Origin of the sequence: Curtobacterium sp. MCSS17_005 (genome assembly GCF_003234225.2) — a bacterium.
Taxonomy (GTDB): Bacteria; Actinomycetota; Actinomycetes; order Actinomycetales; family Microbacteriaceae; genus Curtobacterium; species Curtobacterium flaccumfaciens.
The window spans coordinates 1,317,963-1,331,621 of record NZ_CP126258.1 but is presented as its reverse complement, the minus strand read 5'-3'; the positions used below and the strand labels follow the sequence as shown (position 1 = coordinate 1,331,621).

Sequence of the window (13,659 nt, the reverse complement as noted above, 5' to 3'; positions counted from 1 at the left end):
CGTCCGCCGCGCAGCGTGTCCACCGCCGCGCGCCGCCACTTGGTGCGAGGTTGCGCACTCCGTGCGAGGGCCGGAGCGCCGCACCGAGTGCGGAACCTCGCACGGAGCGCGCCGGGGGCGGACCACGGCAGCGCCCACGACACGCCTGGGCGAACACACAGGAACGCGAGCAGGCACCATGGAGGGATGGCAAGCACCACTCCTCCCCTGCCCGGACCCGTGACCACGACGCCGCAGTTGCGGCGGTGGGTGTTCTGGCCCGCCGCCGTCATCGTGCTGGGGTTCGTGGCCTTCACCCTGATCTCCCCCTCCACCGCCGAGGCGCTGTTCCTCGGTCTGCAGGACGGCATCGTCAAGAACTTCAGCTGGTACTACGTGCTGATCGCCGCGTTCTTCGTCGGCTTCTCGCTGTTCGTCGGCTTCAGCCGCTTCGGTGACATCAAGCTCGGCAAGGACCAGGACGAGCCCGAGTTCTCGACCGGTTCCTGGTTCGCACTGCTCTTCGCCGCCGGCATGGGCATCGGCCTCGTCTTCTACGGCGTCTCCGAGCCGCTCAGCCACTTCGCCTCCCCGCGCCCCGGCGTCACCGGGAACGAGAAGGAGCTCGCGCAGCAGGCACTGACCCAGACGTTCCTGCACTGGGGCCTGCACGCGTGGGCGATCTACGTCGTCCTCGGCCTGGCCCTGGCGTACGCGATCCACCGCCGGGGACGCCCGGTGTCGATCCGCTGGGCCCTCGAACCGCTGCTCGGCAACCGCGTGCGCGGAGGCTGGGGCAACCTGATCGACGTGATCGCCCTGGTCGGCACGCTGTTCGGCGTCGCGACCTCGCTCGGCCTCGGGGTCATCCAGATCGGCGCCGGACTCGAGAGCGCCGGCATCGCCGACAGCAGCATCGTCAGCCAGATCGCGATCATCGCGGTGATCACCGCCGTCACGATCGTCTCGCTCGTCACCGGTGTGACCAAGGGCATGAAGATCCTGTCGAACTTCAACCTGCTGCTCGCCGCCGCACTGCTGTTGTTCGTGCTCATCGTCGGCCCGACGCAGTTCCTGCTGCGGGACTTCGTGCAGTCGATCGGCTCCTACCTGCAGAACATCGTCGGCCTGTCGTTCAACGTCACCGCGCAGCAGGGCGCCGAGGGCGAGGCCTGGCAGGGCGCCTGGACCACCTTCTACTGGGGCTGGTGGATGTCGTGGGCGCCGTTCGTCGGTGTCTTCATCGCCCGCATCTCCAAGGGCCGCACCGTTCGCCAGTTCGTGTTCGGTGTCCTCCTGGTGCCGACCGCGCTCACGTTCCTGTGGTTCGCCGTCCTGGGCGGCACCGCGATCCACCGCCAGACCGACGGCTCGGGCGGCCTGATCGGCTCGGACGGCTCGGTCGACATCGAGGGGTCGCTGTTCGCGGTCCTCGGCGACCTGCCCGCCGGCGTGGTGCTGACCTACGGCGCGATCCTGCTCATCGGCGTGTTCTTCGTGACCTCGTCGGACTCCGGGTCGCTCGTGATGGCGATGATCGCGTCGGGCGGTGACATCGAGCCGAAGAACTGGCTGCGGGTCTTCTTCGCCGGTGTCGCTGCACTGCTCGCCGTCGCCCTGCTGCTCAGCGGTGGACTGAACGCCCTGAAGACGGCGGCGATCACGACCGCGTTGCCGTTCAGCATCGTCCTGCTGCTCACCTGTTGGTCGACGATCATCGCCTTCACCCGCGAGCGCCGTGCCTACGACAAGGCCGAGCGCGAGGTCCTGCTCGAGCACGTCGGCGCCTACTACGGTCTCGAGGTCGAGGCGCCGACCGAGCGTCCGGCACGGTCCGGCCTCGGCCGCCCCTGGGCCGCGGTGAAGAACCGCGTGCGCGGGGGCCGCGGAACCGCGGCCCCCGCGGTGGGCGCGGGTGCGCTCGACGACTTCCCGGTGCGGCCCGAGTCGATCTCGGCCGACCCGGCGGTCGACCCGAGCCTGGACGCACGTCCGGCACCGGACGACACGTCGGCGACGGAGCAGCCCGAGCGCTGACGGGCGGTCGACGCGACCACCTGACGGACTGGAGGCACGGTGCCAGCTGGCACCGTGCCTCCAGTCCGTCGTCCGTCAGGTGTCGGTCTGTGCGGACGCGACCTCGAGGGTCACGACGACCGCCACCACGGCGAGCGCCGTGACCGGCAGCGACACCGCCGGCACCGCGATCGACGCGAGGACCACGAGCACCAGGGCCACCACGACGGCGTTGGCCCGTGCCGACAGCGACGGCCGGATCGCGAGCGCCCAGATCGACAGCACGAACACGGCGACCGGCACCGCGACGGTCGCGGCGATCGAGGCGGACGACAGCTCGACGTGTCCGGCGTCGGCGCTGACCGCGACCTCGATGCCGGCCGGCAGGGCTCCGGCGGCGGCGAAGACGAAGTAGTGGCCGTAGCCGAACACGAGCGCGGTGGGCAGCGAGCGGATGTGCGCGTGCTGCTCGCGGGAGAAGTAGATCCACCACATGCCGACGGTGATCACCAGCCCGCAGCCGGCGAGCGCCAGCAGGGCTCCGAGGTGCTCGGTGTGCGAGAGGGCGTCGATCACCGCGCCGGCCGAGGCCACCAGCCCCTCGCCCAGGACGATGAGGGTGAACAGGGAGAACCGCTCGGCCAGGTGCCGGGTGTGCCACGGGGCCGTCCCCGTCGAGGTCTGCGCCCAGATCGGCACGGACAGCTCGGCGAGCACGAGGAACGGTGCCGCGTAGGACCAGACGTCGTCGGGCAGAGCCAGGGAGACCACCCAGAGCAGCTGCACGACCGTGATGCCGACGGCGTGCAGGGTGGCGGTCCGGCGGTAGCGGGTGGAGGACGCGGCGGCGCGGATCCACTGCCCGACCAGGGCCAGCCGCATGACGACGTAGCCGATGATGCCGATCGTGAAGTCGTTCTCGACCATGGCCGCGTGCACCCCGGCGGCGAGGACGAGCACCCCGGCCATCTGCACGAAGGTCATCACGCGGTAGAGCCAGTCGTCCGTGTCGAACGACGTGGCGAACCAGGTGAAGTTCATCCAGGCCCACCAGATCGAGAAGAACACCAGCCCGTAGGCCAGCACGGCGGAGGCGACGTGTCCCTCGAGCTCGATCTCGTGCAGGTTCGTCGCGGCGAAGCCCACCGCGACGACGAACACCAGGTCGAACAGGAGCTCCAGGGGGCTCGCCGCCCGGTGTCGCTGGTCGGGGTCGCGCGGCACCATCCGGCGCAGTCCGATGGTCGTCATCGTCGGCTCCTCAGCGCTGTTCGCGCAGGTAGGTGAGCACCGCACGGACACGACGGTTGGCGTCGTCCGGTGTCAGGTCGAGCTTCGTGAACACGTTGCCGACGTGCTTGGCGACGGCTGCGTCCGACAGGTGGAGCACCGCGGCGATCTCGGCGTTCGAGGCGCCCTCGGCCATGTGGGTCAGCACGGTCCGTTCGCGGTCGGTCAGGCGGGAAAGCGGGCTGGGTGCGGCGCGGCCCCCGGTGAGGTGTCGCACCACCTCGGGGTCGACCACGACGCCGCCGTCCGCCACCGTCTCGAGCGACCGGAGGAACGCCGGCACCTTGCCGACGCGGTCCTTCAGCAGGTAGCCGACACCGCCGTTGCCGTCGTCGAGCAGGTCCTGCACGGAGGCGTCCGCCACGTACTGGGACAGCACCACCACGGGTAGCCCGACGTGCTCCCGGCGCAGGGCGACCGCGGCGCGCAGCCCGTCATCGGTGCCGCCCGGGGGCATCCGGACGTCGGTGAGCACGAGGCCGGGGGCCTCCCCCGCCGCGACGAGGGCGGTCACGCCGGACACCAGGCCGACGGCGTCCTCGGCCGTCCCGACGACGGTGTGCCCGAAGCGTTCGAGCAGGCTGACCAGGCCGGCACGCAGGAGGACGGAGTCCTCGGCCACGAAGATCTTCACGAGCGTCATTGGATCACGGGTCGGCGCGGTCCCGCTCGCGCGGCGGCACGGCCGCGTCGGGCAGCGGCCCCGTCGCGTCGGGCAGCGGCCCCGTCGCGTCGCGCAGCGGCACCGTCGCGTCGCGCAGTGACCCCCGCCGCGTCGCACAGCGGCACCGTGAACCGGAGCGCCGTCGGGCCGCCTGCCGGGCTGTCGACCACGAGCGTCCCGCCGAGCACTGCCGCACGTTCACGCAGACCGTCGAGCCCACCGCCGGGCGTGGGCACCGCACCGCCCGTCCCGTCGTCCACGACCTCGAGCCGGAACCACGCGTCCGTTGCCCCAGCGGTCACCGAGACGGCGTGGGCGGCACCGTGCCGGACGGCGTTCGTGAGCGCCTCGCTCACGACGAAGTACGCCGCCTTCTCGATCCGCGCCGGCAGCCGCTCCGGCAGGCGGACGTCGACGCGGACGGGCAGCGGCGAGCGCGCTGTCAGCTCGTCGACCGCGGCGCCGAACCCGTGGTCGACGAGCACCCGCGGATGGATGCCGCGCACGCTGTCCCGCAGCGCCCGGACGGCGTCGTCGACGTTGTCGGTGATCCGGTCGGCCGTGGTGCGCAGTGCGTCGAGGTCGGGTCGGTCCCGCTCCGCTGCCGCGGCGACGGCCGCGTCGAGTTCGACGACGAGCAGGCCGACGTTCATCGCGAGCACCGTGAGCTGCTGCTGGGCGCCGTCGTGCAGGTCGCGCTCGATGCGCCGGCGTTCGGCGTCGAACCCGTCGAGCAACGCCTGCCGGGAGTACGTGAGCTCCTCGACACGCTGCTCGAGCACCTCGGCCCGGCCGGAGAGCAGCGTGCGGGCGATAGATACCTCGGCGAGCGCCAGGGCGGCGAACCCGTAGAGCGCGCCGACGAGTGCCGCCATCGACCCGGCCAGCACGACCGGGGTGGCGAGGTGCAGCCCGGCGACCGCGTTCCCGATGACGTCGTCCGGCCGCGGAGCGCTGCCGATCGACGTGCGCACGGCGAGCACGAAGGCGACCAGCGTCAGCACCAGGAGCGCGAACCCGGCTGCGGCGAAGGCGGCGAACACGACCAGGTGCCCGAGTTCGCGCCAGACCACCGGGTCGCGCAGTCGGTCGCGGAGCGTGCCGGGGCGGTTGCGGCGGACAGCACGGGGGTCGGCGATGCGCGGCTCGCCGATCACGACCGGGTGCCACCGCTCGAAGCGAGCCACCAGCACGGCCCAGAAGGGGGCGACGAACCAGGTGGCCACCACCGGCGCCGCGAGGACGAGCCCGACTGCGGCGGTCAGGGCGACGAACACCACCGACCGCCACGGGGTCGATGAGAGGAGGAACCTCCACGGCGCGATGCGCCAGTGCGGCTGGTCGGGGCGGGTCGCGCTCGGCACGTGCCCACGGTAGGGGGCTGCGCGGGTCGGCACCACCGGCCGTGCCGAGACCCGTCGGGGATACGTCGAGTGACGGATGCCGCCGTCGGCGTCGACGAGCGACCGTTGCTCGGAACCCATCCGGATCGAGGAACAGGAAGCACATGACCACCACCCCCATCGAGACCCTCGGCATCATCGGCGCCGGCAACGTCGGCGCGCAGATCGCCCGCCGCGCGATCGCCGTCGGTCTCGACGTCGTCCTCGCGAACTCCCGCGGGCCCGAGACGCTCGAGTCCCTGATCGACGAGCTCTCCCCCGGTGCCGGAGCAGCCACCGTCGCCGACGCCGCCCGGGCCGGTGACGTCGTCGTCGTCTCGATCCCGATCAACGGCTACCGGGACCTGCCGGCCGAGGCGTTCGCGGGCAAGGTCGTCGTCGACACCGGCAACTACTACCCGGAGTTCTTCGGACCCGTGGACGAGCTCGAGCAGGGCGCGGTGCCGACCACCTCCGAGCTGCTCCAGCGGTCGCTGCCGGACGCCCGGGTCGTCAAGGCGTTCAACAACCTCGGTGCCGCCGACGTCACCACGGACGGATCCCCCGCTGGCACGCCGGGGCGCCGAGCCCTGACCGTCGCCGGGGACGACGCGGACGCGAAGGCCGTCGTCACCGAGCTGCTCGACCGCTTCGGGTTCGACGTGGTCGACGTCGGGTCGCTCAGCGAGGGCTGGCGGTACGAACGCGACCAGCCGGCGTACGGGGTCCGGCACGACCGGGCCGGCATGACCGCCGCACTGGCGGCAGCGGCTCGCCACTAGCCCGCTGGCGACACCTCGGGCGCCGCCTGCGCCTCGGGGTCGTCCCGCACCGCAGCCGCGACGAGCGTGTCGAGCAGCCCTGGCCAGCGCGCGTCGAGCGCGTCCCGGCGCAGCTGCACGGCGTGCTCGCGTCCCGTCACACGCGTCCGGGTCAGCCCCGACTCGCGCAGCACCTTGAAGTGGTGCGAGAGCGTCGTCTTGTGCATGTCCAGCCGGTAGTCGGTGAGGTTGCACGGGTGGTAGTCGCCGTCCGACAGCCGCTCGATGATCACGAGTCGCGCCGGGTCGCCGGCCGCCCGGAGCACCCGGACGAGTTCCAGGTCGTCCACGGCGGGCAGCGGGAAGGGGTCGTGCCCGACCTTCGGCTCTTCGTTTGACATGCATCAAACCTATCAGGCATGATCGCAATGGTTTGATGCTTGTCAAACGATACCGAGGCAACGACCTCGGAACCGAAGGAGTGCCCACCGTGCCCACCACCACCGATCCCCGCGTCACCGACAACCGCGCCGCGATCCGCGCCGACCGACCGCCCGTCGGCCGGATCGCGATCGTCACCGCGGACCGCGTCGAGGACGTCGAGTTCTTCTACCCCTACTACCGGTTCGTCGAGGCCGGCTACGACGTCGACGTCCTGACGCCCGACGACGGGACCGTCACCGGGTACGTCGGCCTGTCGCTGCGGACCGGGCTGCAGCGCGTCGCGGACGCCACCGCCGAGCACTACGACGCGGTCTTCATCCCCGGCGGCCTGGCCCCGGCCGAGGTCCGGACCGTCCCCGAGGCCCTGGCGTTCGTCCGGGACTTCGCCGCCACGGGCCGACTCATCGGCGCCGTGTGCCACGGACCGCAGGTCCTGGCCTCCGCCGGGCTGGTCGACGGGCGCAGCCTGACGTCCTGGCACGAGGTCGCCGACGAGGTCCGTGCGGCCGGCGGCACCTGGATCGACGAGCCGGTCGTCGAGGACGGCCAGCTCGTCACCGCCCGGAAGCCCGGGGACATGCCGCAGCAGCTGGCGCGGATCCTCGAGCGGCTCGCCACGGCACGGACGGAGCGCGACGATGTCTGACCCCGTCCGCACCCCCTTCTCCGCATCCGCCACCGCGGCGGACGTCCTCGCCGACGTGGACCTGCACGGCCGCCGGTACCTGGTCACCGGAGGCGCCTCCGGCATCGGCGCGGAGACCGTCCGCGCCCTCGCCGGCGCCGGAGCCGAGGTCGTCGTCGGGGTGCGCGACACCGCCCGCGCCGACGCGGCGTTCGCCGGCCTGGAGGCCCGTGGCCGGGTCGTGCCGCGAGCACTCGACCTCAGCGACCTCGGTTCCGTGCGCCGCTTCACCGACGCGTGGCAGGGCGCGGTCGACGGGGTGGTCGCCAACGCCGGCGTGATGGCCCTGCCCGAGAAGCAGCTCACCGCATCGGGCTGGGAGATGCAGCTCGCGACGAACCACCTCGGCCACTTCGCCCTGCTGCTCGGCCTGCGGGAGCACCTGTTCGCCGCAGGGTCCGCCCGGGTGGTGACGGTGAGCTCGACCGCGCACCTGCGCTCCCCGTTCCACTTCGAGGACCCGCACTTCGCCGTGCGTCCGTACGACCGGTGGGCCGCCTACGCGCAGTCGAAGACGGCCGACGTGCTCCTCGCGGTGGGCGTTGCCGACCGCTGGGCGGACCACGGCGTCACCGCGAACGCCCTCATGCCCGGCTGGATCACGACCCGGCTGCAGCGCCACCTCGACGACGCGACGCTCCGGGCGATGGGTGCGCTCGACGACGACGGCAACCGGATCGAACAGCCGTTCTTCAAGACCCCGGCGCAGGGCGCGGCGACGTCGGCGCTGCTGGTCGCCTCCCCGCTGGTCGCCGGCGTGACCGGGCGGTACTTCGAGGACAACCAGGAGTCACCCGTGCTCGAGGACGGCACCGGCCACGACCGCGGGGTGGCACGGTACGCGCTGGACCACGGCGACGCGGAGCGGCTCTGGACGCTGGGTGCCGGATACGTCACCTGACGGATGCTGCCGGGACGGGCCTCCTGTCAGCGTGGAGCACGCCACGCACCATCCGTCACCCGCGACCCACGAGGAGCCCACCATGACCGGAAACCCGAAGCACATCGCCCTGGAGCCCGCCGCCCAGGAGTTCGTCGACGCCACGTCGAACCCGCCGTTCCTGAACGACCTGCCGCCCGCCGAGGGACGCAAGGCGGTCGACTCCGTGCAGGACTCCCCCATCTTCAAGCCCGAGGTCGACGAGGAGTGGCTGGAGATCGAGGGCGGTCCCACCGGCACCGTGAAGATCCGCCTGGTCAAGCCAGCCGGCACCACCGCGAACCTGCCCGTGATCCTGTACGTGCACGGTGCTGGCTGGGTCTTCGGCGACGCCCACACCCACGACCGCCTGGTGCGCGACCTCGCCATCGGGTCGAACGCCGCCGTCGTGTTCCCGGAGTACGACCGCTCCCCCGAGGTCGCCCACCCGGTCGCGCTCGAGCAGTCGTACGCCGCGGCCCAGTGGGTCGTCAAGGAGGGCGGCGACAAGGGGCTCGACGCCTCGTGCTTCGCGGTCTCGGGCGACTCGGTCGGCGGCAACATGGCGATCGCCCTGGCGCTCCTCGCCGCCGAGCGCGGGGACGTCGAGTTCGTGAAGCTCGTCGCCTTCTACCCGGTGACGAACGCCGCGTTCGACACCGCCTCGTACGAGGAGTTCGCGGAGGGCTACTTCCTCACCCGCGCCGGCATGCAGTGGTACTGGGACCAGTACACGACCGACGAGGCCGTGCGCGCCCTGCCCACGGTGTCGCCGCTCCGTGCGCCGCTCGAGGTGCTCGCGACCCTGCCGGAGACCCTCGTCATCACCGGTGAGGCCGACGTGCTCCGCGACGAGGGCGAGGCCTTCGCGGCACGCCTGCGCGAAGCCGGCGTCAAGGCGACGAACGCCCGCTTCGGCGGCATCGTCCACGACTTCGTGATGGTGAACGCACTGCACGACACCGAGGCCGCGAAGCACGCGCTGATGCTCGCCACCGCGTCGCTCCGTGCCGCCCTTGCCTGAGCAGGAGCGTGCCCGCGCGGGCACCCCGGAGACGCTCGAGACGCTCGTCGCGCGTGAGGAGATCCGGACCCTGCTGGCGACCTACGCCCGCGGGGCCGACCGACGCGACGCGGTGCTCGAGGCGTCCGTGTTCACCGAGGACGGGGTCGTCGTGCTGTACGACGGCGACCCCTCCTCGCACGATCCGGTCGACACGGTCCACGGCCGTGAGCACCTGGCCGAGACGTTCGCCGCACTGATCGCCCAGTACGAGGTGACGACGTACCTCAACGGCCAGTCCACGATCCGGTTCACGGGGCCCGACACCGCCGACGGCGAGACGTACTGCGTCGCGTTCCACGTCCTGCACGACGGCGGCGAGCGGGTGCTCCTGACGATGTCCATCCGCTACCTCGACCGGTTCGTCCGGGTCAAGGGCGCGTGGGCGATCGCCCACCGGGACCTCGTCTTCGACTGGACCGACCGGTCCCCGTCGCACACGTGACCGAGACCACCACCGCACACCGACACCGACCACCGACCACCGACCACCGACGGAGACACCATGTCGCAACCGCTCGAATCGCTCATGCACGCCAACCTGTTCGAGGTGTTCGGGGAACGCGACCCGGGCCGCCGCCGCGCCGCCATCGAGCGGACCTACGCCCCCGACGTCGAGTTCCTGGACCCCGACGAGGTCGTCACCGGCCACGACGCCCTGCACACCAAGGCGCAGCGCCTGCTCGACGAGGCTCCCGGGTTCGTGTTCTCGCCGGCCGGCCCGGTCTACGAGAACCACGGGATGGGGTACCTCGCCTGGCACTTCGGACCGGAGGGAGCGCCGCCCGTCGTGTCCGGGATGGACATCTGCTTCGTCGAGGGTGACCGCATCGCGAAGGTCTACACGCTGCTGACCAGCTGAACCCACCCGCAGACGCCCGACCCGCCGCAATGTCACGCACCCTGCGATGATGGTCGGGCGTCTGGACGGTGGGCGAGGCAGGAGGACACGGGCGATGTCGATGCAGCACGAGGTGCCCCCGGAGTCCCCGTACGCCTACATGAGCGCCGAGCAGGTGCGCACCTGGTACGCCTACATGAAGCTCCAGCTGCGCCTGCGGTACGAGATGAACCGGCAGTTGCGCGCCGACAGCGACATCTCGCTCGCCGACTACGACGTCCTCGTCGCCCTCACGAGCGAGCCGGGCGGCGAGATGACGATGTCGGCGCTGGCGACCCGCATCGGGTGGGAGCGCAGCCGTGCCTCGCACCACGCGAAGCGCATGGCCGACCGCGGGTTCCTCGAACTCCGTCGGAGCGAGCACGACCGGCGCACCACCGCCGTCGCCCTGACCGACACGGGCTGGCGGACGCTCCGCAAAGCCACACCGAGCCACACCGAGCTCGTCAAGGACATGTTCTTCAGCGACCTGCGCGACGACGAGCTGGCGGGCTTCGCCGACGTGCTCGAGCGCGTGTACGAGTCGGTGCTCGAGCACGGCACCCTTCCCCGACCGGCCGACCACCCCTAGCTGCGCTTGCCCTCGCTCACCACCGCGTCGTAACTTAGGTGAAAGATCACCTAAATGAGCAAAGGACAGCGTGTGGACGCCGAACGAGCTGTGTCGCCGCCGGCCCAGGACCGTGCACTGTTCGGCCGCGCAGACGAACTCGCGGCCCTCACGCGCATGCTCGACGATGCCGCGACGGCACCTGCGGACGGAGCGCCGGAGCGTGGCTCCGCGATCCTGGTAGAGGGCGAGGCGGGCATCGGCAAGACGACCCTGCTCGCCGCCGTCGAGCAGCACGCGCGGCGCGCCGGCTTCCGCGTGCTGACCTGTACCGGCATCCAGGGTGCGAACAGCGTGGGCTTCGACGGCCTGCACGAGCTCCTCCACCCGCTGCTGCCCTTCGCCTCCGCCCTGCCGCCCCGGCAGCGGACCGCACTGCTCACGGCCCTCGCGGTCGAGGACGGCCCGAGTCCGGACCGTCTGCTGGTGAGCACCGCGACGCTCGGGCTGCTCGAGGAAGCCGCGTCGCACCGGCCGGTGTTCGTCCGTGCCGAGGACCTGCAGTGGCTCGACCGGTCCACCACGGAGGTGCTCGACTTCGTGGGGCGCAGACTCTCCAACGCCCCGGTCGTCGTCATCGCGGCGGCCCGGACCGGTCACGCCCCGAACGCCGTCCCCCCGTGCAGCTTCCCGCGGTTCGAGCTCGGGCCGCTCCCCGACGACGACGCCGAGGCCCTGCTCGACGCACACGCCGGCACCCTGTCCGCCTCGGTCCGTCGACGGGTGCTGGCCGAGGCCGGTGGGAACCCCCTCGCCCTGCACGAACTCCCCGTCACCTGGACCACGGGCAGCCCGGCCACCATCGCGTCCCGACTCCCCACCACGCGGCGGCTCGAGCAGGCGTTCCTCGAGCAGGTCGCCGCGGTCCCGTCCGGCAGCCGTTCGTTCCTGCTGCTCGCCGCGGCGGCGGACGACGCGGGCCTGCAGGACGTCATGGCGGCGGCCCGGACGATGGACCTCGGGGTCGACGACCTCGAACCGCTCGAGGAACTCGGGCTCCTCCGCACCGACCTCGTCTCCCTGCGCTTCCGCCACCCGCTCCTGCGTTCGGCGGTGATCGGCAACGCCTCGGCCGCCGCCCGGTCCGCGGCGCACCGGGCGCTCGCGTCGGTGGTCACCGACGGCATGCGCGCCGCCTGGCACCGGGCCTCGGCGACGTTCGAGCGGGACGAGTCCATCGCCGCCGACCTCGAGACCGCCGCCGACCGCGCGGCACAGCGGGGTGCCCGCCCCGAGGCGGTCCGGGCCTACGAGCGTGCGGCCACACTGTCGCAGGGCGTCACCGGCCGGGCACGTCGGCTGGGCCGCGCCGCCGAGACCGCTCGGGCCGCCGGCATGACGGCCGAGGCGATCGAGCTCCTGGAGCTGGTCGACTCCCTCGCTGCCGACCCCGAGACGGTCACCGAGACCGCCGTCACCCGGACGGTGCTGAGCCTGACCACGGGTGCTGCCGGCCGACCGCGCATCGAACTCCGCCGGATCCGGCCCGTGCTCGCCGGCCCGGAGCACGCGGACCGGCTCGTTCGGGTGCTCTGGGCGGCCGCCCTCAACGCCCGCGGCCGCAACCTGCCGCGGTCGGAGTGGCAGGACATCGAGGCGGCGCTGCTCGCGGTGCGGTCCGCGAGCCCGCTGAAGCCGGTGGCCCTCGCCGTGCTCGCGCCGCTCGGCTCCGCCCACCACCTGCGCGCCGAACTCGCACACCTGGTGCCGCAGCTCACCGAGCAGCCGCTCGCGATGGCGTCCCTCGCGATCGCCGCCGAGTCCCAGCAGGACCTCGAGACCGCGCTGACGTGCTGGGAGCTGGCGTACGAGCGCGCCCACCAGCTCGGCGCCGTCGCCGACGAGACCCAGGCGCTGCGGGGCCGGGCGACGGTGCTCATGCTGCGCGGGCGGGTGCGGGACGGCCTGGCCGACGCCGAGTACGCCGTCCGCATCGCCCGCGACGTGCAGCTCCCGCTCATCGCCGGGATGGCCTACGCCACGCTCGCCCGCGGCCACGCCCTGCTCGGCGACGACGAGGCAGCGCTGGTCGCCCTGCGCGAGGGCTCGGAGTTCGCGCACGGCGGGCGGCTCGCCCTCGCCAGCGCCGACGCGCGGTGGGCAGCGGGACTCGTCGCCCTCGGTCAGCGGCGCCACCGCGACGCCCAGATCGAGTTCACGCACATGACCGTCCACGCGACCCGGTCCCTGTGGGCGATCGCCGACCGCACCGAGGCCGCGGTCCGGGGTGGGCGACCCGAGTCGGTCGTCGAGAACCTCACCGAGGCCGAGGCGGTCGCCCGCACCACCGGTTCGGCGCACCTGACCGCACTCGTCGTCCGGAGCCGGGCGCTGCTCGCCGAGGGCACGGACGCGGCGGGAACGGACACGGACGGCGCGGACCCGGAGCCCCTCTACGCCCGCGCGATCGATGTCGGCCGTCTCGCCGACGCCCCGGTCGAACTGGCGAGGACCCAGCTGCTGTTCGGCGAGTGGCTCCGCCGCGAGCGCCGTGTGGTCGAGGCGCGGCTGCACCTGCGCGAGGCGCTCCACGCGTTCGACGCCGCCGGCACCGCGGGCTTCGCCGCCCGCGCCGCGGCGGAACTCCGCGCAGCCGGCGAGGCCCCGGAGCGGGCCGACAGCACGACGACGCCGACGCGCGAACAGCTCACGCCCCAGGAGCTGCAGATCGCGCGGCTCGCCGCCGCCGGCATGACGAACCGCGAGATCGCGGACCGCATCTACCTGTCGCACCGCACGGTCAGCACACACCTGTACAAGGTGTTCCCGAAGCTCGGCGTGACGAGTCGGACCGAGCTGGCGGCCGCGCTGGCAGCGTCCGGTCCGACGGACTGACGCACCGGGTCACGGCCTGGAGGCTCGGGTTACGTCACGCAACGGATGCACCGTCGGCGGACCAGCTGCGAGCCTCGTGGCGGCGACCCGGCACCGGGTCGCGACCACGA

At 72.5% G+C, this 13,659-nt stretch carries 13 protein-coding genes; 9 read left to right on the top strand and 4 right to left on the bottom strand.

The genetic code is table 11. The features are described 5' to 3' along the window. The first annotated feature begins 186 nt into the window (after positions 1-186). Positions 187-2,016 carry a BCCT family transporter gene (locus tag DEJ20_RS06485; RefSeq protein WP_258377150.1) on the top strand — a complete coding sequence of 610 codons (1,830 nt, stop codon included), beginning with the start codon at positions 187-189 and terminating at the stop codon, positions 2,014-2,016. Between the two features lie 75 nt (positions 2,017-2,091). Here the strand turns inward: DEJ20_RS06485 and DEJ20_RS06480 are convergent, their stop codons facing one another. Genes DEJ20_RS06480 through DEJ20_RS06470 form a run of 3 tightly spaced genes read right to left on the bottom strand, consistent with a single transcriptional unit; the run spans position 2,092 to position 5,313 of the window. Continuing rightward, a complete protein-coding gene (locus DEJ20_RS06480; protein WP_181431528.1) occupies positions 2,092-3,246 on the bottom strand; it encodes a low temperature requirement protein A in 1,155 nt (384 codons plus the stop codon). Between the two features lie 10 nt (positions 3,247-3,256). Then, complete coding sequence (locus DEJ20_RS06475; RefSeq protein WP_111235199.1) at positions 3,257-3,928, bottom strand: response regulator transcription factor; 672 nt, start codon at positions 3,926-3,928, stop codon at positions 3,257-3,259. Continuing rightward, positions 3,925-5,313 carry a sensor histidine kinase gene (locus tag DEJ20_RS06470; RefSeq protein ID WP_181431529.1) on the bottom strand — a complete coding sequence of 463 codons (1,389 nt, stop codon included), beginning with the start codon at positions 5,311-5,313 and terminating at the stop codon, positions 3,925-3,927. Before DEJ20_RS06470 ends, DEJ20_RS06475 begins: the two co-directional genes overlap by 4 nt. On the opposite strand from DEJ20_RS06470, the gene DEJ20_RS06465 reads away from it, so the two are divergent. Beyond that, on the top strand, positions 5,247-6,113 hold the full coding sequence (locus tag DEJ20_RS06465; protein ID WP_111235352.1) for an NADPH-dependent F420 reductase: 867 nt from the start codon (positions 5,247-5,249) through the stop codon (positions 6,111-6,113). The genes DEJ20_RS06470 and DEJ20_RS06465 overlap by 67 nt on opposite strands. On the opposite strand, the gene DEJ20_RS06460 is transcribed toward DEJ20_RS06465, so the two are convergent. Next, entirely contained in the window at positions 6,110-6,493 is a 384-nt protein-coding gene (locus DEJ20_RS06460) for an ArsR/SmtB family transcription factor (protein ID WP_111235201.1), read from the bottom strand. The genes DEJ20_RS06465 and DEJ20_RS06460 overlap by 4 nt on opposite strands. 89 nt (positions 6,494-6,582) lie before the next feature. Between DEJ20_RS06460 and DEJ20_RS06455 the strand changes: the two genes are divergently transcribed. The 7 genes from DEJ20_RS06455 (at position 6,583) to DEJ20_RS06425 (ending at position 13,549) form a co-directional block, all read left to right on the top strand. Further along, positions 6,583-7,182 (top strand): type 1 glutamine amidotransferase domain-containing protein, encoded by a 600-nt coding sequence (locus DEJ20_RS06455; RefSeq protein ID WP_181431530.1) that lies wholly within the window; start codon positions 6,583-6,585, stop codon positions 7,180-7,182. Beyond that, on the top strand, positions 7,175-8,122 hold the full coding sequence (locus tag DEJ20_RS06450; RefSeq protein WP_111235203.1) for an SDR family NAD(P)-dependent oxidoreductase: 948 nt from the start codon (positions 7,175-7,177) through the stop codon (positions 8,120-8,122). Before DEJ20_RS06455 ends, DEJ20_RS06450 begins: the two co-directional genes overlap by 8 nt. Before the next feature lie 82 nt (positions 8,123-8,204). Then, complete coding sequence (locus DEJ20_RS06445) at positions 8,205-9,164, top strand: alpha/beta hydrolase (protein WP_111235204.1); 960 nt, start codon at positions 8,205-8,207, stop codon at positions 9,162-9,164. Continuing rightward, a complete protein-coding gene (locus DEJ20_RS06440) occupies positions 9,157-9,648 on the top strand; it encodes a nuclear transport factor 2 family protein (RefSeq protein WP_181431531.1) in 492 nt (163 codons plus the stop codon). The genes DEJ20_RS06445 and DEJ20_RS06440 overlap by 8 nt, the downstream gene beginning before the upstream one ends. 60 nt (positions 9,649-9,708) lie before the next feature. After that, entirely contained in the window at positions 9,709-10,065 is a 357-nt protein-coding gene (locus tag DEJ20_RS06435; protein ID WP_258377151.1) for a nuclear transport factor 2 family protein, read from the top strand. Between the two features lie 94 nt (positions 10,066-10,159). Continuing rightward, positions 10,160-10,675: a MarR family winged helix-turn-helix transcriptional regulator gene (locus DEJ20_RS06430; RefSeq protein ID WP_111235206.1), complete on the top strand. Its 516-nt coding sequence runs from the start codon at positions 10,160-10,162 to the stop codon at positions 10,673-10,675. 54 nt (positions 10,676-10,729) lie between these two features. Continuing rightward, positions 10,730-13,549: a helix-turn-helix transcriptional regulator gene (locus DEJ20_RS06425; RefSeq protein WP_111235207.1), complete on the top strand. Its 2,820-nt coding sequence runs from the start codon at positions 10,730-10,732 to the stop codon at positions 13,547-13,549. Positions 13,550-13,659: the final 110 nt, after the last annotated feature.

Bases quoted from the DNA above. Each gene is read 5' to 3' on its own strand.
- DEJ20_RS06485 (WP_258377150.1), top strand. From the start codon at position 187: ATGGCAAGCACCACTCCTCCCCTGCCCGGACCCGTGACCACGACGCCG.
- DEJ20_RS06480 (WP_181431528.1), bottom strand. From the start codon at position 3,246: ATGACGACCATCGGACTGCGCCGGATGGTGCCGCGCGACCCCGACCAG.
- DEJ20_RS06475 (WP_111235199.1), bottom strand. From the start codon at position 3,928: ATGACGCTCGTGAAGATCTTCGTGGCCGAGGACTCCGTCCTCCTGCGT.
- DEJ20_RS06465 (WP_111235352.1), top strand. From the start codon at position 5,247: ATGAGAGGAGGAACCTCCACGGCGCGATGCGCCAGTGCGGCTGGTCGG.
- DEJ20_RS06460 (WP_111235201.1), bottom strand. From the start codon at position 6,493: ATGTCAAACGAAGAGCCGAAGGTCGGGCACGACCCCTTCCCGCTGCCC.
- DEJ20_RS06450 (WP_111235203.1), top strand. From the start codon at position 7,175: ATGTCTGACCCCGTCCGCACCCCCTTCTCCGCATCCGCCACCGCGGCG.
- DEJ20_RS06445 (WP_111235204.1), top strand. From the start codon at position 8,205: ATGACCGGAAACCCGAAGCACATCGCCCTGGAGCCCGCCGCCCAGGAG.
- DEJ20_RS06435 (WP_258377151.1), top strand. From the start codon at position 9,709: ATGTCGCAACCGCTCGAATCGCTCATGCACGCCAACCTGTTCGAGGTG.
- DEJ20_RS06430 (WP_111235206.1), top strand. From the start codon at position 10,160: ATGTCGATGCAGCACGAGGTGCCCCCGGAGTCCCCGTACGCCTACATG.
- DEJ20_RS06425 (WP_111235207.1), top strand. From the start codon at position 10,730: ATGAGCAAAGGACAGCGTGTGGACGCCGAACGAGCTGTGTCGCCGCCG.